Below are 21,849 nucleotides of genomic sequence, written 5' to 3' on the forward strand. Positions count from 1 at the left end.
CGAGGTCGTACGTCTATCCGCCCCATGGAAGCAGACTCCGCAAATCTCCTCCCCTTGCTGGAAAAGCAGTGGGGAACTGCAAGGCTGGACCATCTGCGGCAAATTGGCCGTATTGCCCAACAACTGGGCACCCCTGCCTATCTGGTTGGTGGTGCGGTCCGTGACCTGTTTTTAAAGCGCTATGCGCCCGATCTGGATGTGGCCGTAGAAGGAGATACGCGCATGCTGGCGGAAGCCTGCAAAGCGCAGATTCATGGCGCGCACTATCAGTTTCATGCCCAGTTCGGCACGGCTATTCTGGAAGACAGCCAGGGAGTTGCTCTGGATCTTGCCCAGTGCCGACTGGAGCATTACCCCGCCCCGGCTGCCCTGCCGGAAGTTCACCCCGGAAATATTCATGCCGACCTGGCGCGCCGGGACTTCACCGTCAATGCCATGGCTATCCGGCTGGATCCCCAACATTTCGGAATCCTGCTTGATCCTTATGATGGACAGGCTGATTTACAGGCCGGTTTACTCAGAACCCTGCATTCCCGCTCGTTTCTGGATGATCCTACCCGCATATTGCGGGGATTACGCTTTGCAACACGTTTTCAGATGGATTTGGCCCCGGAATGTCATCAGCAACTCAAACAAGCCCTGCAAGCAGACATTTTTACCCAACTGAGTGGCGCAAGATTGTGGCGGGAACTCCGCTACCTGTTGGAATTGGAAGCACTACCCGTTGCATTATCCCTGCTGACTGCCTGGAAACTCTGGTTTTTGCTGCGCCCAACGCCACCCGCAAGCAACACCATGCCAACTTTGCTGCAGCGTGGTCAGGAACAGATTCAGTGGCTGAGTGCACAGTTTCCTGAGGAGCCGCTGGCCATTTTTATCCCCATGCTGACTCTCATCTGGCAGGATGTAACCCTACGCGATATTCAACACTATCTCGACCGGTGGCCGGTTCCAGACCGGAGTCAGCTGCTGGCGGATCTCCGGGTCTTGCCCGGCTTGCCGGACACCCTGCTTAAGGCGAAGCGTCCCAGTCAAAAGGCAAACATCTGGCAAGGCGTCTCGGTCGCGGGCATACTGGCGGCTATGGCGATATATGCCGATAACCCAACACTGGTGGACAGCGCCCGTCTTTACTTGCAGGTACAGAGACGTCTCCCGTCGCCATTCAACGGACAGGAACTGCAAACGCTGGGGCTAAAGGCCGGACCGTCTCTGGGAAAAACATTGAAATTATTGCGAGAAGCCCAACTGGATGGCGAAATCTCGAACAAGGAAAACGCGCAACAATGGTTGATCAAACAGGGCATTCTGCCTCCGAACCCGCTGTAATTGCCTGGATCAGTATTGGCAGCAATCTTGCGCAGCCCGTGCAACAGGTGCAGAAGGCCATCCAGGCTTTGGGAGAATTGCCGGATTCAAAGCTGCTCTGGCGTTCGCATCTCTATCGCACGGAGCCGGTTGGCGGGGTCGAACAACCGGCGTTCATCAATGCGGTTGCCCGTTTGCAAACCCATTTGCCGGCCCAGGACCTGATGCAAGCCCTGCAAAATCTGGAAGCCCTGGCGGGCCGACAACGCAGTGCCGAAATATTCTGGGGTCCGCGCATTCTCGATCTGGATTTATTGAGTTATGGCTATCTGATTTCCCGTGATCCTAGCCTGCGCATACCGCATCCACGCATGAGCGAGAGAGCCTTTGTCCTGATTCCACTCGCGGAATTTGATCCTGCGCTGAACCTACCAGGATGTGGATGTATTGCCGATTATCTGCCCGCCGTTGCTGACCAGTCTGTCACGCGCCTGCCTGAATCGGCCATACCCAAGGAAACTTTACGCCAGCACAGAGCCAGCGCGTGAATCATCCGCGCATCATCAGCATTGAGGGACCCATAGGGGCCGGTAAAACGAGCTTGGCCCGTCTTCTCGCAGATCATTTTCAAGGTGAAATGATTCTTGAAAAGCCTGAAGAAAACCCCTTCCTGCCCGGATTTTATCGGCAACCCGGTGGCGAACTGGCCACTGAACTGCAGTTTTTACTTCAGCGTCAGGCGCAGTGGCAAACAGCGGCGCTGACCAATGCCTACATCATCAGTGACTACAGCGCCCGCAAAGACGAAATATTTACGCCCCTGACACTCAATGCGGCTGAATTCCAATTATTTCAGCAAATCAAAATGCAACTGCATTATCAAGCCACGCCCGCCGCTTTGCTGATTTTTCTGGATGCCCCCCTCGCCACACTCAAAGAGCGTATCCTGTCCCGGGCCAGAGCCTATGAACAAAATCTGAATGCGGATTATCTGGCCAAAGTCCAACAGGCTTATCGGCACTGGCGCAGCAACTACACCGCGCCGTGCCTGGAAATCAATACCGCAGAACTGGATTTTGTCCATGAAGAGCGGCACAATGAGAACTTGATCAAAATGGTCAAGTATCACCTGCAAGACATTTGAGGAGCACAATGCACAAGAAAATTTCCCGCTGGGTTAAAGACAAACAACAGGGCGTCAAACGGGCGCTGGTAACCGCCTACGATTACCCCACGGCGCGCTTTGCAGCGGCAGCGGGTATGCACGGTGTTCTGGTCGGAGACTCTCTGGGGATGGTCGTCTGTGGGGATCATGACACGCTCAACGTCACGCTGGAGCAGATGTGCTACCACACCCGCATGGTGCGCCGTGGCGCTGGCGGATGCCTGGTATTTGCTGATCTTCCCTTTGGTACTTATGAGAAAAGCCCGGAACAGGCCTGGGAGTCGGCGGGTGAATTACTGCGTGCCGGGGCCGATGTCATCAAACTGGAAGGCGGTGCGGAAATGGCAGCGACGGTAGCTTTCTGCACAGAACGCGGCATCAATATTTGTGCGCATATTGGCCTGACACCACAGCGCGTTCGCCAGTGGGGCAGTTTCCAGCGCCAGGGAAACACCGATGCCGAGGCTCAGCGTCTGCATCATGAAGCCGCAGCACTCAGCACAGCCGGGGCGCGCTTTGTGGTTATGGAAGCCGTCCCTGATCAAGTCGCTGCCAGAATCAGCAGAGCCATTGATGCCGTCACCATTGGCATTGGTGCGGGGCCTGACACCGACGCTCAGGTGCTGGTAGCCCATGATGTATTGGGTTTGGAGGCAGAAAGCCCACCCTTCGCACGCCGCTATCTGGAAGCCGGAAACCTGCAGCAGAAAGCCTTTGTCCAATATGTTCAGGACGTGGTCAGCGGCAATTTTCCGCCCCGACGCCCACACTGACATGCCGGTATTCAAGGATATTGCCAGCCTGCGTCAGTGGCGCCAAAGCCTGCGCGGCACCCTCGCGTTTGTCCCCACCATGGGAAACCTGCACGAAGGGCATATGGCTCTGGTCCGTCTGGCTGCCGCCCGCGCCGAACAGGTGCTGGTCAGTATTTACGTCAACCCGCTGCAGTTCGGGCCAAATGAAGATTTCGCACAGTATCCCCGCAGTCTCGACAAGGATTTACAGCAACTCCACGCAGCGGGATGCTCCACAGTTTTCACCCCGGACGATGCATTGATGTATCCGCATGGCAGAAAGGATCTTTCCATCATCATCCCGCCCCACAGCCTGACCAAAGTCCTTTGTGGGGCCAGTCGTCCGGGACATTTTGCCGGGGTCTGCACTGTAGTCAACAAACTCCTGCAAATGGTTCAGCCCGAAATTCTGATTCTTGGCGAAAAAGACTATCAGCAGCTGCGGATTGTTCAGCAAATGGTGGCCGACATGAACATGACCACACAGATTCTTCCCGGCCCTGTTCAAAGAGAAGCGGACGGGTTGGCCTACAGCTCACGCAATGCACGGCTCAGCCCTGGCGAGCGGCAAATGGCCCCTCTGTTGGCTGCTACACTGTTCGATCTGGTTCAGCGCAGCACCCCTCAGGCATCTATCGCAGAGTTGGCCCAAGCCGGTCGAGACAGTCTCGAACAGGTCGGATTTGTCGTGGATTATCTCGAATTACGGGATAGCGACACGCTACAGGCCGTGAATGTCGCCCGGCCCGGTGCGCGTTGGTTTACGGCCGCGCATCTGGGGCAGACTCGGCTCATTGACAATGTTATGATTCCCTTATGAACTCACGTCTCCGCGAAATCCCCTACAATTACACCTCTTTTTCCGATGGCGAAATTGTCTCGCGCCTGATTGGCCAGGAAGCCTGGCGTATTCTCGAAGACCTGCGCGAACAACGCGTCACCGGGCGTTCAGCGCGCATGCTTTTTGAGGTATTGGGTGATCTCTGGGTGGTGGAGCGGAATCCTTATATTCAGGATGACCTCGCCCGTGATAAGCACAGGCGCGAAGCCCTGTGGAATGCGCTGGACCATCGGCTCAACGACATCAGCGCGCGAGCCGAGGGCAATGCGCTGGTATTACGACTATTGGATAACACCCGGGAAGCCGTACGAACCTTCACCCGGCAGTTTGATGAAGATCTGCAACTGCGCAAAAAATCGGAAAAACGTCTCCTGAAAATTACGGCACGGGACAATGTCGATTTCAGCGCCTATGCGCGTATAGCCCATATCACCGATGCTTCCGACTGGCGGGTGGAAATTCCTTTTGTAGTGCTCTATCCCGCCGATGAATCCGAAGTGCAACGCATGGTAGCCGCCTGCCGCGAACTGGGTCTCGCCATCATTCCGCGCGGCGGCGGCACCGGCTATACCGGCGGCGCCATCCCGCTCCGGCGACACACTGCCGTCATCAACACCGAAAAACTGGAGCAGACCTCGGCTATTGAAATGATTACGCCGACGGGACTGAACTCCGCAGTACCCAGCATGGTCGCGGGTGCCGGCGTTGTCACCAAAGTGGTCGCCGATGCTGCCGATGCCGCTGGTCTGGTGTTCGCGGTAGATCCCACCTCCATGGATGCTTCCACCATCGGCGGCAATATCGCCATGAATGCCGGCGGCAAAAAAGCGGTACTCTGGGGTACAGCCCTGGATAATTTAATCTCCTGGCGCATGGTCACCCCCGACGGTAACTGGCTGGAAGTGGAACGTCTGAACCATAACCTCGGCAAAATTCATGATCAGCCGCAGGTGGATTTCCTGCTCAAACGCTTTGCTGCCGATGGCAAATCGCCATTGGGTGAGCCAGAAAAACTCACCCTGCCGGGCGCCAGCTTCCGCAAGCCGGGACTGGGCAAGGATGTGACCGACAAATTCCTCGGCGGACTACCGGGCATCCAGAAAGAAGGCTGCGATGGCATCATCACCTCCGGACGTTTTCTACTGCATCGCATGCCCGCCCATATCCGCACGGTTTGCCTGGAATTTTACGGGAGCGATCTGAATGCCGCAGTGCCTGCTATCGTCGAAGTGAAATCCTTCGTGGAAAGCCAGAACAATGTTCTGCTGACCGGACTGGAGCATCTCGACGACCGCTATCTGAAAGCCATCAAATACAGTAACAAGGCTCCCCGCCACGAGCGCCCGAAAATGCTCCTGCTGGCCGATATTGCCAGCGATGATCCTGATGCGGCCGGAGCCACGGCGGCCGCAGTCGTGCGCATTGCCAATGCCCGGGGCGGCGAAGGATTCGTAGCCACCACGCCCGAATCGCGACGGCGCTTCTGGGCCGACCGCAGCCGCACCGCCGCCATATCCGCCCATACCAACGCCTTCAAAATTAACGAAGATGTGGTGATTCCCCTGGAACAACTGGGTGCTTATACGCGCGCTGTGGAACGCATCAATATTGAACAGTCCATCAGCAGCAAATTGCGCAGCCTCGCGGCGTTGGAAGCCTATTTCAACGGCGATCTGGCCGAAATCCGCAAAGCCAAGGATTACGAAGATTCCAGCGAAGATCAGGCTATTGTTGCCGCCAAAAGAGCAGCGGCACTCGCCCTGATTGAGGATACCCGGCAACGTTGGGAATCTCTGCTCAGGCTGCTCGATGAGCACGGGACGCTGCATCCCGAACTGCTGGACGCTCCGGCGGCTGCGGCATTGCAGCCGGAAGAAACCCTCATTGACCTGCTCCTGCGCGGGGCTTTGCGGGTCAGCTATCGGGAGCGGGTAGGAAGGCCACTGGAGGCGCTATTTGCGGGAGATGCCTTTAATGCCCTGCGCGAACGGATCCGGGAAATTCACGCAGAGCACAAACGCGCCCGCTTGTTCGTCGCGCTGCACATGCATGCGGGTGATGGCAATATCCACACCAACATTCCGGTTTTATCCAGTAATCATCGCATGCTCCATGAGGCCGACGGCGTAGTGGACCGGATCATGGCCATCGCCCTGGAACTGGGCGGTGTCATTTCCGGCGAACACGGCATTGGCATTACTAAAATGCGCTGGCTGGAACCGGAAAAAATAGCCGCCTTTGCCCGCTACAAGGCCGAAGTGGACCCCGGTAATGTCTTCAATCCGGGCAAGTTGCTGGCAGGCTCAGGTCTGGACAACGCCTACACCCCCTCCCTGCAACTGGTGGAGCAGGAAGCCCTGCTCCTCGAAGCCAGCGAACTGGGCGAACTCAACCGCGAAATCAAGGATTGCCTGCGTTGCGGCAAGTGCAAACCGGTTTGCATGACCCACATTCCCCGGGCCAATCTGCTCTATTCGCCGCGCAACAAAATTCTGGCTACCGGCTTGCTCATTGAGGCCTTTTTGTACGAGGAACAAACCCGGCGCGGTGTTTCGCGGCAGCATTTTGAAGCGATGAATGATGTCGCCGATCACTGTACTACCTGTCACAAATGCTTGACGCCCTGTCCGGTGGATATTGATTTCGGCAAGGTTTCCATTCATATGCGCAACATTCTCCGGGCGCGTGGTGAAAAATCCTTCAACATGGGGACCCGCCTGGCCATGAGCTACCTGAATGCCACTGAACCCGGCAAGGTACACTTCATGCGTCAGGGGGTTCTGCAGACCATGTTCAAGGCCCAGGCACTGGCCCATGATATCGTCAAGCCCTTGCTACCCATGGGCCCGCCGCCGGCGACTACCGGCAAGGCCAGCATGCGTACGGAAGTCATTCATTTTTTACGCAAGCCCCTGCCCACCAAAATGGGTGCCCAGACCATGCGTCAGTTACTGGCCATTGTCGATGACAAAACCGTGCCCATTATTCGTGATAGCGCCAAAGTCACGGACGACAGTGACGCCGTGTTTTATTTTCCGGGATGCGGCAGCGAACGGCTGTTCAGCGACATTGGTCTGGCGACACTCGCCATGCTCCATCATGTCGGTGCGCAAACTGTCCTGCCACCCGGTTATCTCTGCTGCGGTTATCCCCAGACAGCTGGCGGACAGGAAGACAAAGGGCAGGAAATTTCCGTGCGCAATCAGGTGCTTTTTCACCGGGTCGCCAACACCCTCAACTATCTGGATATAAAAACGGTCATCCTCTCCTGTGGCACTTGCATGGATCAGTTGCTGCAATATCAATTCCAGCAAATATTCCCCGGTTGCCGTCTGCTGGATATTCATGAATATCTGATGGAAAAAGGGATTGCTCTGGAAGGCGTCGCGGGCGTGCAATATTTGTATCACGACCCCTGCCATAGCCCCATGAAAACCCACAAACCCCAGGCAGTTGCCAGTCGCCTGCTGGGTCAGGAAGTGCTGGAATCGGCCCGCTGCTGTGGCGAAGCCGGAACGCTGGCCAGCAGTCGTCCCGACATTGCCACTCAGTTACGCTTCCGCAAGGAAGAAGTGCTCAAAGAAGGCGTTTTCCAGCTCACCGGCAGTGACAAAGCCGTAGACAACAATGTCCGTCTTCTGACCAGTTGCCCGGCTTGTCAGCAGGGTCTGGAACGCTACCGGGAAGATACCGGTCTGGATACAGACTACATTGTCGTGGAGCTGGCCCGTAAAATTCTCGGCAGCCAGTGGCAACAGGGCTTTATTGACGCCACCCGACAGGGAGGCATTGAGAGGGTTCTGCTTTGACGCAAGGGCCGGATCCGGTTTTCAAAAGCGCAATAGATGGCGTTCTTGATCTCCATGCCTTCCGTCCCAAGGAAGTACCTGATCTGGTTCGGGAATATTTACGCAGTTGCCGCGCTGCCGGCATTACTGAAATCCGCATCATCCACGGCAAAGGTAAAGGCGTGCTCCGTGAAACCGTACATGCCTTGCTGCGCCGGGAACCCATGGTCAAAAACTTTCGTCTGGCCAATGACCGCAGTAGCTGGGGAGCCACTCTGGTAGATATATATCCGCCGGATGTAGCCCTGCCCGAGCGCCCGACCCGTTCCGGCAAAACAGTGACCAGAGCCCAAGCAACCCCATCCGGTCCAGTCACCCTCCCCGGCTGGTACCGACTCCTCCAGAAAATATTTGTCCGGCGCTAAAACTCATGAACACTGCCAACACACCCGAAGAAGGCGTCACCAAATTCCTGTTGCACTGGACACCGGCCGCAGCTCCTGATCAGCGCGAAATTACTACCTTACAGGACTGGCGTGATGTTTTTTTTGCCCGCCAGTTGATTGGTGCGGATCCACAGCGCTATGGCGGTATTGGTTTTGGTAATGTGAGCTGCCGCAGTACGCAGGGATTTCTGGTCAGCGCCACCCAAACCGGAGGGCTCCCGACCTTGAGCGCGCATAATTTCTGCACCGTGACAGGCTGGGATATCCTGCGCAATGAAATCCTCGCCAGAGGACCGCAGCCGCCCTCTTCCGAAGCCCTGAGCCATGCGGCCTGTTACGCCGCCCGCTCTGACATTCATTGGGTATTTCATGTGCACAGCCCGGTACTCTGGCAGGCTGCAGCCCAACTGGGCATGGCGGCCACCCCTCTGGATGCGGAGTATGGGACCCCCGCCATGGCCGAGGCCATCAGCAGTATTATCCGCAATGCGCATCTGCCGGTGTTACTGCAAATGGCGGGGCATGAAGACGGCATCATCGCCGCTGGCAATAGTGCCGCCCAGTGCGGAGCACTACTACTGGAGGCAGTACTGCGTGCTCAACTTTCCAGTGCCTTGCGTAAATAAAAGTCCATATCGGTCAGATTATTCAGTGCCCATTTACGGTAGTCATCGGGCAGATCAATAATTTTGACGCCCTTATGCTTACCAAAAGGCATGGTCTCTGGAATACGGGCACGCTCACTAAATTCCCACAGGTCTTCCCAGGAAGAAGGACGCACCGCCAGAATCACCTTGTTGAGCAAAATCCGGCAGAATTTCACATCGGCCAGGGCGGAGTGGGCATTTTTAAGATTATCCCGCGTTTTTTTGCGGTCCTTGCTGAAATGAAACATAAGTGCCGACTGGGAGTGACTATCCACTTCCGGCCACAATTTGCGGGTCATGGCATAAGTGCAAATGCGTTTGACATCGGGTTTACCGATCACACCCCAGTCATAATCAATACTATGCCCTACCAGATAACCCGTATCTTCCGGCAAAGTAAAAGTCCGCGCCGAAGGACAATCCAGCAGTTCTTCTTCAAGAATATGGTGCACCGCCATGGCCCCCATCTCAATGGGCTTATCCGGGCGATAACGCTGCACAAACTGTTCTTCTACTTCCAGGGTCTTGAGATCACTGACTGCCAGCCAGGCCGCTTCGATCAGATCGGGCTCCACCCGCCCCGTGGTTTCCGTGTCAAAAATCAGTGCGCGCATGCTGGCTCCATCATCAATCCGAGAAAAGAATTGCAGGGTAATGATGTGTTCAGCAATGGGCAAGTCACAAATCGCCGATAACTACCGGAACTTTTCGCCGCTGCCAGACTCTTAGCCCCGATCTGCTTTGTTGAAAGTTCAGCAGGACCATTGATTTATCGAACAGAAACCCCCATTCTTGAGATATACCCAAGCACGTTGCTTGTTTGAAGGAGTCCGTAAATGAATCAGGATCAGAACCCCTATCAGTTTCCCGACAGCATGAACCCCCAGGGAAGCCGTACTGGCACGTCCATTGGCGCATTGCTGGGGAAGACCTACGCGCTGCTGGCTGCGACTCTGGTCGTTTCGGCCATTGCTGCGGTTTATGGAATGAGCTCTCCGTTTGCCTATGAACATCCCTTCATCCTGATGATTGGCTCTTTTGCCCTGCTGTTTGCCGTGCAGTATACCGGCGCTCACCGCAGTCCTTTTGCCATACCCCTGGTTTTCCTCTTTGCCGCCGGCATGGGCATGATGATGGGACCCGCGATTGAAATGTATTTGCGGATGCCCAACGGAGCCACCGTCATTGCCGAAGCGCTGGGCACCACGGCAGCCATGTTTATCGGCCTGTCTGCTTACGCCATGACCACCCGCCGGGATTTCAGTAACATCGGTGGATTCCTCATCACCGGACTGATTCTGGCCATTGTCGTGACTTTGCTGAATATGTTCCTGCTGCATCTGCCAGCCCTGCAACTGGCTATTGCCGGGGTTCTGGTACTGGTGTTCAGCGGTCTGATTCTGTTTGACACCCAGCGCATGGTGCGCGGCGGCATTCAGGAGCCCGTTCTGCTGGTAGTCGGCCTGTACCTGGACATCATCAACCTGTTCATGGCCCTGCTGGAAATTTTTGGCGGCGGCAACCGAAGCTGAATTCATTCGTACCACTTTCCGTCCGTCACCTGCAAGGGGTGACGGACGTAGCCGCAACTACTTGTCCTGCGCTATCCTCCGCGCAATATGAATATTGATTCGCACAGGCAACCCTCTCACCATGCGCTCCACTGAACCAAGCGCGAAGCACACCCCCATGATGCAACAATATTTCGGATTGAAAGCAGAATGTCCGGATGCGCTGCTGTTTTACCGCATGGGTGATTTTTACGAACTGTTTTACGAAGATGCGCAAAAAGCATCGACCTTGCTGGGTATTACCCTCACCAGCCGGGGGCACAGCGCAGGAAAACCCATCCCCATGGCCGGGGTTCCGGTGCATAGCATAGATGGTTATTTAGGAAAACTGGTCGCACTCGGTGAAAAAATCGCCATCGGCGAACAAATTGGTGACCCCGCCACCAGCAAAGGACCTGTCGAAAGAGCCATTGTCCGGGTCTTGACCCCCGGTACCATTGTCGATGGGGCCTTGCTGGATAGTCACCAGGAGCCCCTGCTGCTGGCCATCTGCCCGGAAGGCCCAAGCTGTGGCCTCGCCTGGCTGGATGCAGCCGGAGGGCGACTGATGCTCAGGGAAATCCCCCAGACCGGCTTGACCGACCTGCTGGCCCGGCGTCCTGTAGCTGAAATCATTCTTCCCGAAGATGCGCCCCTTAAAACCAGCCTGAACAACAAGCATGCCCAGGGGCTGGATAAAACCCTGTTCCAGACCCGTCGCAGTCAGGCCGTGCTGGAGCGCTATTTTGGCGAGCGCCTGGACAGTTTTGGCTGCAATGACTGGCCACTGGCCCTGCGCGCCGCTGGAGCGCTTCTCCATTATGCCGAATCCCAACTACGGGGCAGTCTGGCTCAGATCCAGCACCTGCAGCCTGAGCGTGCTGAAGATGAGCTGTATCTGGATGCCACCGCTTATCGTGCGCTGGAAGTTGTTGAAAGTCTGCATGAACAGGGTCCTACCCTGCTGTCTCTGCTGCAAAAGACCCGCACCCCCATGGGTGCCCGGCTTTTGAGGCGCTGGTTATTGCGACCCTTGCGTCAGGGACCCGATTTGCTGCAGCGCCAGCAACATGTCAGCGCACTGGTTGCCGGCCAGGGTCCGGAGCCGCTGCAAAAGGCCCTGCAGGGCATCGCCGATGCCGAGCGCATTCTCACCCGTATTGCCTTGCGCAGCGCCAATCCTCGTGATCTGGCGCAATTGCGCAGCACCCTCCAGGCCCTGCCCGCCCTGCACGAAAGCCTGCAGCGCTTCGCACAAAGTCCGCTTCATGATTATCGGGAACGCATCGGGTTATTCGCAGAAACCCGCCTGCTGCTGGAAAACGCCATTGTCGATCAGCCCCCCATGACCCAAAGGGACGGGGGTTATATCCAAACCGGCTATGACACTGAACTGGATCGTTTGCAGGCCCTGAGTCACAACCTTCAGGATGTCCTGCGCAATCTGGAGCAGGAAGAACGCCAGCGCACCGGCATCAGCCAGCTCAAAATTCAGTACAATCGGGTTCACGGCTTTTATATTGAAATCAGCCGCAGTTATCAGGGACCTATTCCCGACGATTACCGCCGCCGCCAGACCACCAAAAATGCCGAACGCTACATCAATGACGCCCTCAAGCGTATCGAAGATCAGGCGCTTTCTGCCGAAAGTCTGGCTCTCAGCCGGGAACGTCTGCTCTTCACAACGCTTCTGGACGCCCTGTTACCGGAAGTTGCAGCCCTGCAGAACACCATGACCGCAGTGGCAGAACTGGATGTCCTGAGCACCCTGGCTGAACGCGCCATCTCGCTGAATTGGTCCGCACCGCAACTGGTGGCGGAAAACAACCTGCACATACTTGATGGCAGACACCCGGTCGTCGAAGCGCAAATGGGTAGTCAGTTTGTACCCAACGACCTTCATTTTGATGGACAACAGCGGATGCATCTGATTACCGGCCCCAACATGGGCGGCAAATCCACCTACATGCGCCAGAGCGCACTGATCGTACTGCTCGCTCATATCGGCAGCTGGGTGCCTGCTCGCGAAGCCATTATCGGGCCTATCGACCAGATATTCACCCGCATTGGTGCTGCCGACGATCTGGCGGGCGGACGCTCGACCTTCATGGTGGAAATGAGCGAAACCGCACGCATACTGCATCTGGCCACCGCCCGGAGTCTGGTCATTCTCGATGAAATCGGGCGCGGCACCGCCACCTATGACGGCCTCGCCATTGCCTGGGCCACCGCCGAAGCCCTGCTCGAACGCGGGGCATTTACCCTTTTTGCCACCCACTATTTTGAACTGACCGAACTGGAAAACCCGAAGCTCAGCAACCTGCATCTGGATGCCTTCGCCCAGAACGATCAGGTTATTTTTCTGCATCGTGTCGAAGAAGGGCCAGCCGCCCAGAGTTACGGCCTGGCCGTGGCCAGCCTGGCCGGCATTCCAGAAAAAGTAGTCAGCACCGCCAGGGTACGACTGCAGTTACTTGAAAATTCGAGCTCTGCACGACCAAGCATCTTACCCAATCCGGCACCCGCACAAAATCCACCGGCGCAAATTCCCCTATTTGCAGCAACACCCCACCCCGCGCTGGAACTCCTGGAGCAAATGGACCCCAACAATATCAGCCCCAGGGAAGCATTGGCCGTTTTATACCAATTGAAAGAGTTGCTGTAGGCTTCTTGTAACGGGACGTATCCGGACAACCCGCCAGCAAAGCATCGAAAGCCAAGAAATCGCCTCGCTCTTGGTGTTCACGTTATGCGCTGTTTTTATCGTGACCCTACCACCTACGCGGATTTTTTTGCCTGCTGTGAAATACCTGTATTATTTCCACGGCATCATACCGCACGCAATAAGGGAGAATGTACGGGTGATCCGTTATCACTAATTCCCTGGTTACAAAAACCCGCCCAGGTCTGCCCATGGCCGGATAGGCGCATAACAAGCCGGTGCCCTGGTGTAGGGTTGTTTGTCACATCCAGATTCGGGAGATCACTTGATTTCCCTTTTTTATCTGAATCCCACGTTGCAAGAACTGTTGTATGAACCGTTGCATTCTTTTACGCTGCAACATTTATAATATTTATTATATATCAATATATTGGCTTAATTTTCTGTTGCAAAAAGATAAATTTCTTAAACCCATAATCCCCAATAAAACAAGAGATTAACTTCTGGCACGTTGTTTGCTGATAAAGCTTACTGAATTAGCCGATGGCGTGGCGGGTTCTGGAAACCAACATTATCAAGGGTTTTTTATAACGAACATGGAGGCAAATGTGATGAAATCATTGAAAAAAACACCAATGGGCCGGAAACTGCGGTCTTTGGCTTTGATGGCGGGTGTCGGTATGGCAGGCTTCATGATTGCAGCCCCGGCGTATGCCTGGGGTCCTTGGGGTGGCGACATGCCCTGGAGCGGTGGTGGTGGAGGGATGCCCTGGAGTGGTGGTGGCATGCCCTGGTCCGGTTATAGCGGCCCCATGAATGGCAACAGCGGGCCTTTTAGCGGCTATGGTGGCCCCATGCAGGGATCAGAAGGCCCTTGGGATATGGGTGGCATGAATTTCAATGGGCCGCATGGTGGACCCATGAACATGAACAGCGGTAACTACGGCGGTTATGGGCAGCCTTATCAGGGCGAATATCAGGGCGGTGGTAGTAATGGTTATCCGCAATCCTACGGACAACAATCCTACAACGGACCCAGTCAAGGTTATGCCCGTTATCCGGCACAACAAAACTACGCTTATCCTAATCAGGGGCAATATCCACAACAATACGCACAACAATATCGCCAACCCTATCCGCAGCAGATGCGTCCCAGCATGCCGCCTCCGCCCATGGGTCCTTATCAGTCTCCTTATGGTTATTCGCCCTACGGATATGGCCGCTAACCCGAGGATCCCATGCGTTTGGTAGTGGCCTCCATGAAGGGTGGGTCTGGTAAAAGCACGGTGAGTTTCAATCTCGCCGTGTGGTTGGCGTATCGGGCTCCCGTGCAACTTTACGACCTCGATCCCCAAGGGACCTTACGCGATGTCTGCAGCGATCGCACAGAACAGCACATTCTGCCCGCTCTTTCTGTAGCTACAGAGATGGATGATGCCCTGCCCCAGGCTGAATACGTAGTGATTGACTGTAGTTATTCCGAATTGACCGCCTTTCGAGGAGCCTTGAGCGTCGCCGATGCGATCCTGATGCCCGTCGGCCCCAGTCAGGCCGATATCTGGTCTGCACAACGTTTTCTGGAGGATTGCGGCCAATGGGCAGCCCCTCCGGTCTGGGCATTTATCAATCGCGCCGATACCCACCACGCAGTCCGTGAAAGCGATGAAGCCGAGGCCATGCTGGCCGAACTTCCACAGGTCAAATCCTTGGGATTACGACTCGGACAACGCACGGCCTTTCGCCGCTCACTGAGTGAAGCCCGTGCCGTTTTTGAATTGGATACCAGCAGCAAAGCCAGCCAGGAACTGGAAAAACTGGCCAGCACTTTGTATCCGGAATTATCTATGTTCTAGCACCCAACCCATTTAATATTGAGGCGAATAACTTATGCGTGTTTTCTCCCTACCCCTAGTGCCAAGACACCCCCTTTTCAAGGTCGGGATGCTTTTCACCTCACTTTTAGTGGGTGCCAGCCTGCAATTCGTCTCAGGCGACCTGAATCCTGAATTTTCGCCTTTCAGCTGTATTGCCAGTGCCGCAGCCGCAGAATCTGCCTTACCTGCAAAAACTGTCCCCGCAGCCAAACATCCCGTCGCGCCCAAAAAAACTGGACAAAGTGGCGCTGCCAAAGCGCATTCTGCCCACAAAAATATCAAGGCTCCGCCCACCTTATCCATGCCTATGCCGGCTTCGACAAAAAGCCTGAGCAAAGCCGAAGTCAAACTGCTCTTGCAGGCTCGGGCGGCCTACTGGCAGCGCAATGCGCCGAAAGCCATTGCCGACTACCAAAAACTGCTTCACGAAGCGCCTGATCATCCGGGTATTTATGGTGAATTGGGCAATGTGTATTACATGACCGGCAAATATCCGGAAGCCGCCATTGCCTATGGAAGTGCAGCCCGAACCATGATTCGGATGCAGCGCTTTGCAGAAGCCTACAGCCTTTTGCCGTTGATAGGCTCCCTGAATCCTCAGGAAGCTACCGCCATTGACCATAGCCTGCAGGTTCACAGTGCTGCGGCCGCCAAAAAAGCCAGAGCAGCCGCCCAGCAAAAATCTGAGCAGTCCGCAGTGCCCGATTGAAAAACATTGCGCCAGCAACATATCATCCAGTCTGATCTCAATAAGCTGAGGATGTTGCTGTGCAAGAACTCAACCTGATTTGTCCCGACGACTGGCATCTGCATCTGCGTGACGGGGCCAATATGGCCTCAGTGCTTCCTGACAGTGCCCGACGTTTTGGTCGAGCCATCGTCATGCCCAACCTGAAACCGCCCGTGACCACGGTGGACCTTGCCGCTGCTTATCGTGACCGGATTGTTGCTGCACTGGAACCGAGCTCAGCATTTCAACCCCTCATGACTCTTTATCTCACCGATAACACCACTGTGAGTGAAATCGAAAAAGCCAAAAGCAGCGGTTTTGTACAGGCAGTGAAATACTATCCGGCGGGAGCAACCACCCACTCGGAAAACGGTGTCACCGACCTCAAACGCGTATACAACGTGCTGGAAGCCATGGAAAAAATGGATCTGCCCCTGCTCCTGCATGGAGAAGTAACCGATCCGGATATTGATATTTTTGATCGGGAAGCAGTATTCATAGAACGTCATCTGCTACCCCTGACTCGCAATTTTCCGGGTCTGCGCATGGTTCTCGAACATATCACCACCCGCACCGCCACCCAATTTGTGGCCGATGCCGGAAAGCAGATAGCGGCCACTATCACCGCTCATCACCTGCTCCTCAATCGCAATGCCCTGTTTGTCGGTGGGGTTCGTCCCCACCATTACTGCCTGCCGATTCTCAAACGGGAAACCCACCGCCAGGCACTGATTCAAGCCGCTACCAGTGGTAATCCCAAATATTTTCTCGGTACGGACAGCGCCCCCCATCCCCGTCAGGACAAGGAGTCGGCCTGCGGCTGTGCCGGAATTTACACCGCCCATGCAGCCATTGAACTTTATGCAGAAGTTTTTGAAGCAGCAGGCGCTCTGGACAAGCTGGAAGCTTTTGCCAGTTTTCATGGACCGGATTTCTACCAGCTCCCTCGTAATCAGGGGCACATTACTCTGGAAAAACGGAGTTGGACAGTTCCCGAAAGCTATCCCTGTGGAGTGGACACATTAATTCCTCTCCGGACCGGAGAGAAATTATCATGGAAATTGAGAGAATAACTAAAGGAATAATAGGTATTCATCCCGTCCTGTATTATTTACTAAAACTAGATTTTTTATACGCCGGATAGTCAGTATATCCTTTTGGCCCAGGAGAATAAAAAGTGGATTGGTCAGGAGCATTCAAGGAATAGCCTGCACGAATCCGATCTGGCAAATCTGGATTTGCCAGGAAAGCCGTTCCAAAAGCAATGGCATCAACAACACCAGAGGCTAAAGCTTCTTTGGCTTCTTCAGGCGAGTAGCCCATGTTGGCAATCAGAGATCCACGGTAATGTTTCCGCGCTGGAGACAAAATATCGCCTGATTGATGGCCGTAAAAGTCTCCGCGCATTAAATGTAAATAAGCCAAGCCAAAATCATTCAAGCGATCAGCAAGCCAGGTCAACAAGGCCACGGGATTACTATCACGCATATCGTTGAAGCTATTGAGGGGAGATAAACGCACCCCGACCAGATCGTCACCAATGGCATTTGAAACAGCCGTCAATGTTTCGAATAGCAGTCGCGCACGGTTTTCCATGCTACCACCATATATTCCAGACCGAACATTGCTTCCGTCCCGCAGAAATTCATCCAGTAAATATCCGTTTGCCGCATGGACTTCTACCATATCAAATCCGGCAGAACGGGCATTCAGGGCAGCCTGGGCAAACCCTTGGACAATAGCGGGTATTTCATCATCCTTTAAGGCTCTCGGTTCAGTATATTTTTGCTTTCCATTTGGGGTATGTACCTCTTCACCCTTAATGGCAAGGGCACTGGGAGCCACAGGAACGACCCCATCATTCAAATCAGGATGGCACGCTCTACCACCATGCCAGAGTTGCAGGGCAATTTTACCTCCAGCCGAATGCACGGCGTCGGTCACTAAGCGCCAACCATCAATCTGTGCAGCGGAATAAATACCCGGTTCATGCCAAAAGGCAGAATTACCCGGCAAAATCATGGTTGCCTCAGCGATGATCAGCCCCGCACTGGCTCTTTGAGCGTAATATTCTGCCATAAGCGGCGTTGGTACATGTTCGTCCTCTGCGCGGCAGCGCGTCAAAGGGGCCATAAAAATGCGATTAGCTGTTTGGATGCTGCCCAGTTGCAATGGTGAGAACAAGTCGGCCATGGTTTCTCCTAGTCAGGGTTTGTTCAAGGTCATAGATACGATAATGGTACCGACCAGTCAGTCTGTTTACAAGTATCCATATTCTTGTCCGATATACCATGCGCGCAAATCTTCAAAGCAATCGCTGGTTAAATAAGTCGTTGACCAATTGGCTACCAACTTACTGTTCAAAAATGATGATTCGGGGAAAGATGTCGACAAAAATAACAACTGCGAGGCCCAAAATTGCTGCAAAGCCTTCCCGCAATCTGCGCCTTTTATTCGAATAACTTGATCATCTGGTTTGTGACGGTTGATCTTGTTATGATGCAGGCACTGTTGATCAGACTCTCGCCACGATAACAGCGTACGATGAAAAGATCAGCCTGTACCTTGCCCAGGTGGCGAAATCGGTAGACGCAAGGGACTTAAAATCCCTCGGTTTATACCGTGCCGGTTCGAGTCCGGCCCTGGGCACCACCTTGATTATAAAAAGTTTTTAAAAGTGCAAGCACTCTTTTTTGGCGTCTCAGAAACTCCCTATTTGCCTTTTCTGGACAATATCTGGACAATGGCAGGGGATTCAGGCGCTTTTCCTGCGGTGCTTTGCCGCCGCAAAAAAGTCCTCTGAACCCTTTCGATTGCAGCAATGGAGGAGGCAAACAAATGGCAGGCTTTTACGAACAGTTAGATCGGGATGGCATCCGCATCGGCTGGCAAGTAAAGATCCGAAAGAAGGGATTTCCCCCGCAATCCAAGGTATTTCGCAACAAGGCAGACGCACAGGCTTGGGCCTCCATGGTTGAGGGAGAAATGGTGCGCGGGTTGTGGCGTGATCGATCCCAATCGGAAAACACCACCTTGAAAGAATGTCTCGAACGCTATTTAACGGAAGTGACGCCTCACAAGAAAACGCCCCATCCTGAGCAAATGCGCTTGCGCCAGTGGATGAAACGCCCCATTGCCTGCAGCTTCATGTCCGCCGTGCGCGGCATGGATGTTGCCGAAGCCGTCAAAGCGATGGAACGGGAGGGCAAAAGCGCCAACACCATTCGCCTGCATCTGGCCGTTCTCAGCCATCTTTTCAAGGTGGCCAAAACCGAATGGGGTATGGAAGCCCTCACCAATCCCGTGCAAGCCATACGCAAGCCGAAGCTGCCGCAAGGTCGAGAGCGACGCCTGGAAGGCAACGAGGAAGACCGCCTGCTGGAAGCCTGTCGCAATGATGACAATCCCCATCTCTATTCTCTGGTTCAATTTGCCATAGAAACCGCTATGCGACGCGGAGAGCTTTGTAGATTGACTTGGGAAAACATTAATCTGTCTCGAAGGGTTGCACTATTACCCGACACCAAAAACGGCACCAAGCGCCATGTGCCCCTCTCTACAGCCGCTTTGGACGTGCTCAACGCCCTGCCCCACCGTCTGGAGGGACCGGTCTGGGAGACCAAACCCGATACGATTACCCAATCCTTCGCCCGATGCTGCAAGCGTGCCCACATTGAGGACCTGTGCTTCCATGACTTGCGCCATGAAGCCACCAGTCGGCTATTTGAAAAAGGACTGCATCCGATGCAGGTGTCGGCCATCACCGGGCACAAGACCTTGCAAATGTTGAAGAGATATACGCATTTGAAGGCGGAGGATTTGGCGATCCTGTTGGGGTAACTGCCGCAACGGAACAGGCCTGACACCTTACTGAGGGCTGATTGACTCACGTATTTTACCCGTGCACCATTCGGCATAAGCCAAATGCCTTCGATCCATCCAAACGCCAAAAGACTCGCGAAGAGTGCGGGTTAGATTTTGAGGACGCACCGCTGGTGTTTACAGGAAAGCACTTTACCCGCGAGGACGATCGCAAGGACTATGGAGAAACCCGTCTCGTCACTGTGGGGATGTTGCGGGAACGGATGGTGGTCATGGTGTGGACGCCGCGTAACATCGACGATCGGCACATCATCAGCATGAGGAAAGCCAATGAGCGAGAACAAGCCCAATATACCCAGCACCTGGATTGATCTGGACGACGCCCCGGAGTTGGATGCGCAGTTTTTTCAGGAAGCGGACTTATACCAGGGGGACCAAGTGATCCGACGTGGTAGGGGACGCCCAAAGCTGTCCAGTCGCAAGGTGCTTCTCTCGGTGCGTTACAGCCCAGAGGTAGTCACCTACTTCCGACAGATTGGAGAAGGATGGCAATTCCGTATGGACGCCGTACTGCGCGAATATATCCAGCGCAAGGCGTGATACAGCGGTACACAATTCAATACTGGGATCCCTTCAGGAGACAAAATCATGAGCGAAGAACGATTTGCGAGTGTATGGGATGCGATTGAGGATACGCGGGAGGAAGCTGAGAATATGAAGCTGCGTTCTCAGTTGATGATGTCACTCAAGGGCCATATCGCCCTTACTGGAATGAGCCAGGCTCAAGCAGCGCAACTTTTTGGCGTGACACAGCCACGCGTTTCCGATCTGGTGCGCGGTAAGATTGACCTATTTAGTCTGGACATGTTAGTGAACATGGCGACGGCGGCAGGGCTACACATAGAACTGCGGATACTGAATGCAGCTTGAGGCTCGATTGGTGACAACCACTGAAAATCCCATTATGGAATACCTGCACACGATTCTGGAACGCACCGATCAGTTGCTGGAAGATGTCAGCGATCTGCGGCATCGTATGGCCAAACTGGAGCAGGCCGTACTGCAGAAAAAAAACAGAGTCACCGCCCCCCTTCAACCTCCCATCCAGCGCAATGTGGTCTCTAGCAGCTTGTCGGACTTTCATTTTGCCTAAAATTATCGTATAATTACTTACGATTCAATGTGATGAGTGATTTTATGGCCCACTTCCTCGATACTGACCGCAAGACTGATTATCTTCTGCCCCCTTCCATGGACGACTGGCTCCCAGAAGGGCACCTGGCCCGCTTTATTGTGGAAGTTATTGATCAGCTCGATCTCTCGCTACTGGTCCAACAATATGCGGGTCGTGGCCATAAGGCCTATCATCCAGCCACTCTGCTGGCGATTCTGGTCTACGGCTATGCCAACGGGGTCTTTTCCAGCCGTAAACTGGAACAAGCCACCTATGATTCTGTCGCGTTCCGTTACCTCGCGGCAGGCAGCCATCCGGATCATGATACCCTGGCCACCTTCCGTCGCCGTTTTCTGGGCGAACTGCAAGGATTGTTCGTGCAGGTGCTGGAACTGGCGCAAGAGATGAAACTGCTGAAGATTGGTCGGGTGTGTCTGGATGGCACCAAGATTCACGCCAACGCTTCCAAACATCAAGCCCTGTCCCATGGGCATATTGAGCAAATGGAGCGTCATCTCCAAGCCGAAGTGCAGGAGCTCTTTGCGCTGGCAGAACAAGCGGATCAGTCTGTAATTCCCGAGGGCGTGAATCTGCCCGAAGAGATCCAGCGCCGCACAGACCGGCTGGCCGTGATGGCAGTGGCCAAGGCGAAGATTGCCGAGCGGGCGCAGGTCCGTTATGCCAAAGAGAAAGAACATTACGACATGAAAATGGCGCGCCGTGCCGAACGGGAAGCCCTGGGACAAAAGCCCCGAGGCAAAGCCCCCCAGGCACCGGACCCGGCGCCTAAAGCGCAGGACCAGATCAATCTCACCGATGAAGAATCCCGCATCATGCCGGTCTCAGGCGGTGGCTTTGAACAAACCTATAATGCCCAGGCCGCCGTGGATGACCAGACGATGCTGGTGGTAGCCACCGGAGTCAGTCAGGCCCCCAATGACAAGGAACAGGTCATCCCCATGCTGGAAACCCTCCAGGCACAAACAGCGCAACTGGGACCAATAGCAGCGCTGGTGGCCTGTCTCTTATACACATCTCCGAGCCCACG

22 protein-coding genes, 1 tRNA gene and 1 pseudogene are annotated in these 21,849 nt (G+C 54.7%); 21 read left to right on the forward strand and 3 right to left on the reverse strand.

Features of this window, described 5'->3' with window-relative positions; translation table 11 throughout:
* Window positions 1-24 precede the first annotated feature (24 nt).
* From H7F08_RS02440 to H7F08_RS02475, 8 genes are read left to right on the forward strand one after another with little or no spacing between them, the layout of a single operon-like run.
* Window positions 25-1,329 (forward strand): CCA tRNA nucleotidyltransferase, encoded by a 1,305-nt coding sequence (locus H7F08_RS02440; protein ID WP_065974667.1) that lies wholly within the window; start codon window positions 25-27, stop codon window positions 1,327-1,329.
* A complete protein-coding gene (gene folK / locus H7F08_RS02445) occupies window positions 1,287-1,856 on the forward strand; it encodes a 2-amino-4-hydroxy-6-hydroxymethyldihydropteridine diphosphokinase (RefSeq protein ID WP_051690739.1) in 570 nt (189 codons plus the stop codon). Before H7F08_RS02440 ends, folK begins: the two co-directional genes overlap by 43 nt.
* The gene (locus tag H7F08_RS02450; RefSeq protein WP_010640056.1) at window positions 1,853-2,452 is read left to right on the forward strand and encodes a deoxynucleoside kinase; all 600 of its coding nucleotides are present in this window, start codon (window positions 1,853-1,855) and stop codon (window positions 2,450-2,452) included. The genes folK and H7F08_RS02450 overlap by 4 nt, the downstream gene beginning before the upstream one ends.
* Before the next feature lie 8 nt (window positions 2,453-2,460).
* Window positions 2,461-3,246, forward strand: a complete 786-nt coding sequence (panB, locus tag H7F08_RS02455; protein WP_031575026.1) for a 3-methyl-2-oxobutanoate hydroxymethyltransferase — start codon at window positions 2,461-2,463, stop codon at window positions 3,244-3,246.
* Window position 3,247: 1 nt separating this feature from the next.
* Entirely contained in the window at window positions 3,248-4,087 is an 840-nt protein-coding gene (gene panC, locus H7F08_RS02460) for a pantoate--beta-alanine ligase (RefSeq protein ID WP_142088548.1), read from the forward strand.
* On the forward strand, window positions 4,084-7,917 hold the full coding sequence (locus H7F08_RS02465; protein WP_142088546.1) for a DUF3683 domain-containing protein: 3,834 nt from the start codon (window positions 4,084-4,086) through the stop codon (window positions 7,915-7,917). The genes panC and H7F08_RS02465 overlap by 4 nt, the downstream gene beginning before the upstream one ends.
* Window positions 7,914-8,321: a Smr/MutS family protein gene (locus H7F08_RS02470; RefSeq protein WP_024892644.1), complete on the forward strand. Its 408-nt coding sequence runs from the start codon at window positions 7,914-7,916 to the stop codon at window positions 8,319-8,321. Before H7F08_RS02465 ends, H7F08_RS02470 begins: the two co-directional genes overlap by 4 nt.
* 5 nt (window positions 8,322-8,326) lie before the next feature.
* Window positions 8,327-8,968, forward strand: coding sequence for a class II aldolase/adducin family protein (locus H7F08_RS02475; protein ID WP_142088544.1), 642 nt, complete (start codon window positions 8,327-8,329; stop codon window positions 8,966-8,968).
* On the opposite strand, the gene H7F08_RS02480 is transcribed toward H7F08_RS02475, so the two are convergent.
* On the reverse strand, window positions 8,941-9,603 hold the full coding sequence (locus H7F08_RS02480; protein WP_024892642.1) for a putative quorum-sensing-regulated virulence factor: 663 nt from the start codon (window positions 9,601-9,603) through the stop codon (window positions 8,941-8,943). The genes H7F08_RS02475 and H7F08_RS02480 overlap by 28 nt on opposite strands.
* Before the next feature lie 222 nt (window positions 9,604-9,825).
* Here H7F08_RS02480 and H7F08_RS02485 point away from each other — a divergent pair, with 222 nt between their 5' ends.
* Together H7F08_RS02485 and mutS are read left to right on the forward strand one after the other, a co-directional pair.
* The gene (locus H7F08_RS02485; protein WP_142088542.1) at window positions 9,826-10,521 is read left to right on the forward strand and encodes a Bax inhibitor-1 family protein; all 696 of its coding nucleotides are present in this window, start codon (window positions 9,826-9,828) and stop codon (window positions 10,519-10,521) included.
* A gap of 157 nt (window positions 10,522-10,678) precedes the next feature.
* Entirely contained in the window at window positions 10,679-13,204 is a 2,526-nt protein-coding gene (gene mutS / locus H7F08_RS02490) for a DNA mismatch repair protein MutS (protein ID WP_226842657.1), read from the forward strand.
* Between the two features lie 106 nt (window positions 13,205-13,310).
* Here mutS and H7F08_RS15815 read toward each other — a convergent pair.
* Window positions 13,311-13,484 (reverse strand): annotated as a pseudogene (locus H7F08_RS15815) (type II toxin-antitoxin system RelE/ParE family toxin); the annotation flags it as partial.
* Between the two features lie 328 nt (window positions 13,485-13,812).
* On the opposite strand from H7F08_RS15815, the gene H7F08_RS02500 reads away from it, so the two are divergent.
* Genes H7F08_RS02500 through pyrC form a run of 4 tightly spaced genes read left to right on the forward strand, consistent with a single transcriptional unit; the run spans window position 13,813 to window position 16,878 of the window.
* Window positions 13,813-14,427: a hypothetical protein gene (locus tag H7F08_RS02500; RefSeq protein WP_051690738.1), complete on the forward strand. Its 615-nt coding sequence runs from the start codon at window positions 13,813-13,815 to the stop codon at window positions 14,425-14,427.
* A gap of 12 nt (window positions 14,428-14,439) precedes the next feature.
* Window positions 14,440-15,054: an AAA family ATPase gene (locus H7F08_RS02505; protein ID WP_031575006.1), complete on the forward strand. Its 615-nt coding sequence runs from the start codon at window positions 14,440-14,442 to the stop codon at window positions 15,052-15,054.
* 34 nt (window positions 15,055-15,088) lie between these two features.
* Window positions 15,089-15,784 carry a tetratricopeptide repeat protein gene (locus tag H7F08_RS02510; protein WP_077218245.1) on the forward strand — a complete coding sequence of 232 codons (696 nt, stop codon included), beginning with the start codon at window positions 15,089-15,091 and terminating at the stop codon, window positions 15,782-15,784.
* A 59-nt stretch (window positions 15,785-15,843) separates the two neighbouring features.
* The gene (gene pyrC / locus H7F08_RS02515; RefSeq protein WP_193639753.1) at window positions 15,844-16,878 is read left to right on the forward strand and encodes a dihydroorotase; all 1,035 of its coding nucleotides are present in this window, start codon (window positions 15,844-15,846) and stop codon (window positions 16,876-16,878) included.
* 34 nt (window positions 16,879-16,912) lie between these two features.
* Here the strand turns inward: pyrC and H7F08_RS02520 are convergent, their stop codons facing one another.
* Complete coding sequence (locus H7F08_RS02520; protein WP_142088537.1) at window positions 16,913-17,998, reverse strand: alkene reductase; 1,086 nt, start codon at window positions 17,996-17,998, stop codon at window positions 16,913-16,915.
* 374 nt (window positions 17,999-18,372) lie between these two features.
* On the opposite strand from H7F08_RS02520, the gene H7F08_RS02525 reads away from it, so the two are divergent.
* From H7F08_RS02525 to H7F08_RS02555, 7 genes are all read left to right on the forward strand, one after another.
* A tRNA-Leu gene (locus H7F08_RS02525) sits at window positions 18,373-18,457 on the forward strand.
* Between the two features lie 186 nt (window positions 18,458-18,643).
* Window positions 18,644-19,645 carry a site-specific integrase gene (locus H7F08_RS02530; protein ID WP_193639754.1) on the forward strand — a complete coding sequence of 334 codons (1,002 nt, stop codon included), beginning with the start codon at window positions 18,644-18,646 and terminating at the stop codon, window positions 19,643-19,645.
* 41 nt (window positions 19,646-19,686) lie between these two features.
* Window positions 19,687-19,998 carry a BrnT family toxin gene (locus tag H7F08_RS02535; protein ID WP_227487791.1) on the forward strand — a complete coding sequence of 104 codons (312 nt, stop codon included), beginning with the start codon at window positions 19,687-19,689 and terminating at the stop codon, window positions 19,996-19,998.
* Window positions 19,958-20,227 (forward strand): BrnA antitoxin family protein, encoded by a 270-nt coding sequence (locus tag H7F08_RS02540; protein ID WP_193639755.1) that lies wholly within the window; start codon window positions 19,958-19,960, stop codon window positions 20,225-20,227. The genes H7F08_RS02535 and H7F08_RS02540 overlap by 41 nt, the downstream gene beginning before the upstream one ends.
* Before the next feature lie 48 nt (window positions 20,228-20,275).
* Window positions 20,276-20,557: a helix-turn-helix domain-containing protein gene (locus H7F08_RS02545; protein WP_193639756.1), complete on the forward strand. Its 282-nt coding sequence runs from the start codon at window positions 20,276-20,278 to the stop codon at window positions 20,555-20,557.
* Window positions 20,547-20,780, forward strand: a complete 234-nt coding sequence (locus tag H7F08_RS02550) for a hypothetical protein (RefSeq protein WP_193639757.1) — start codon at window positions 20,547-20,549, stop codon at window positions 20,778-20,780. The genes H7F08_RS02545 and H7F08_RS02550 overlap by 11 nt, the downstream gene beginning before the upstream one ends.
* A 44-nt stretch (window positions 20,781-20,824) precedes the next feature.
* Window positions 20,825-21,849, forward strand: a 1,025-nt coding sequence (locus H7F08_RS02555; RefSeq protein WP_193639758.1) for a transposase, incomplete at its 3' end; no start/stop codon positions are given.

It is taken from the genome of Acidithiobacillus sp. HP-11, assembly GCF_015100075.1.
Lineage (GTDB): Bacteria > Pseudomonadota > Gammaproteobacteria > Acidithiobacillales > Acidithiobacillaceae > Acidithiobacillus > Acidithiobacillus thiooxidans.

What these genes read in the sequence shown, in the direction of transcription:
- H7F08_RS02440 (WP_065974667.1), top strand. Translation starts at nt 25, where the DNA reads ATGGAAGCAGACTCCGCAAATCTCCTCCCCTTGCTGGAAAAGCAGTGG.
- folK (WP_051690739.1), top strand. Translation starts at nt 1,287, where the DNA reads ATGGTTGATCAAACAGGGCATTCTGCCTCCGAACCCGCTGTAATTGCC.
- panB (WP_031575026.1), top strand. Translation starts at nt 2,461, where the DNA reads ATGCACAAGAAAATTTCCCGCTGGGTTAAAGACAAACAACAGGGCGTC.
- panC (WP_142088548.1), top strand. Translation starts at nt 3,248, where the DNA reads ATGCCGGTATTCAAGGATATTGCCAGCCTGCGTCAGTGGCGCCAAAGC.
- H7F08_RS02465 (WP_142088546.1), top strand. Translation starts at nt 4,084, where the DNA reads ATGAACTCACGTCTCCGCGAAATCCCCTACAATTACACCTCTTTTTCC.
- H7F08_RS02475 (WP_142088544.1), top strand. Translation starts at nt 8,327, where the DNA reads ATGAACACTGCCAACACACCCGAAGAAGGCGTCACCAAATTCCTGTTG.
- H7F08_RS02480 (WP_024892642.1), bottom strand. Translation starts at nt 9,603, where the DNA reads ATGCGCGCACTGATTTTTGACACGGAAACCACGGGGCGGGTGGAGCCC.
- H7F08_RS02485 (WP_142088542.1), top strand. Translation starts at nt 9,826, where the DNA reads ATGAATCAGGATCAGAACCCCTATCAGTTTCCCGACAGCATGAACCCC.
- mutS (WP_226842657.1), top strand. Translation starts at nt 10,679, where the DNA reads ATGATGCAACAATATTTCGGATTGAAAGCAGAATGTCCGGATGCGCTG.
- H7F08_RS02500 (WP_051690738.1), top strand. Translation starts at nt 13,813, where the DNA reads ATGAAATCATTGAAAAAAACACCAATGGGCCGGAAACTGCGGTCTTTG.
- H7F08_RS02505 (WP_031575006.1), top strand. Translation starts at nt 14,440, where the DNA reads ATGCGTTTGGTAGTGGCCTCCATGAAGGGTGGGTCTGGTAAAAGCACG.
- H7F08_RS02510 (WP_077218245.1), top strand. Translation starts at nt 15,089, where the DNA reads ATGCGTGTTTTCTCCCTACCCCTAGTGCCAAGACACCCCCTTTTCAAG.
- H7F08_RS02520 (WP_142088537.1), bottom strand. Translation starts at nt 17,998, where the DNA reads ATGGCCGACTTGTTCTCACCATTGCAACTGGGCAGCATCCAAACAGCT.
- H7F08_RS02530 (WP_193639754.1), top strand. Translation starts at nt 18,644, where the DNA reads ATGGCAGGCTTTTACGAACAGTTAGATCGGGATGGCATCCGCATCGGC.
- H7F08_RS02540 (WP_193639755.1), top strand. Translation starts at nt 19,958, where the DNA reads ATGAGCGAGAACAAGCCCAATATACCCAGCACCTGGATTGATCTGGAC.
- H7F08_RS02545 (WP_193639756.1), top strand. Translation starts at nt 20,276, where the DNA reads ATGAGCGAAGAACGATTTGCGAGTGTATGGGATGCGATTGAGGATACG.
- H7F08_RS02550 (WP_193639757.1), top strand. Translation starts at nt 20,547, where the DNA reads ATGCAGCTTGAGGCTCGATTGGTGACAACCACTGAAAATCCCATTATG.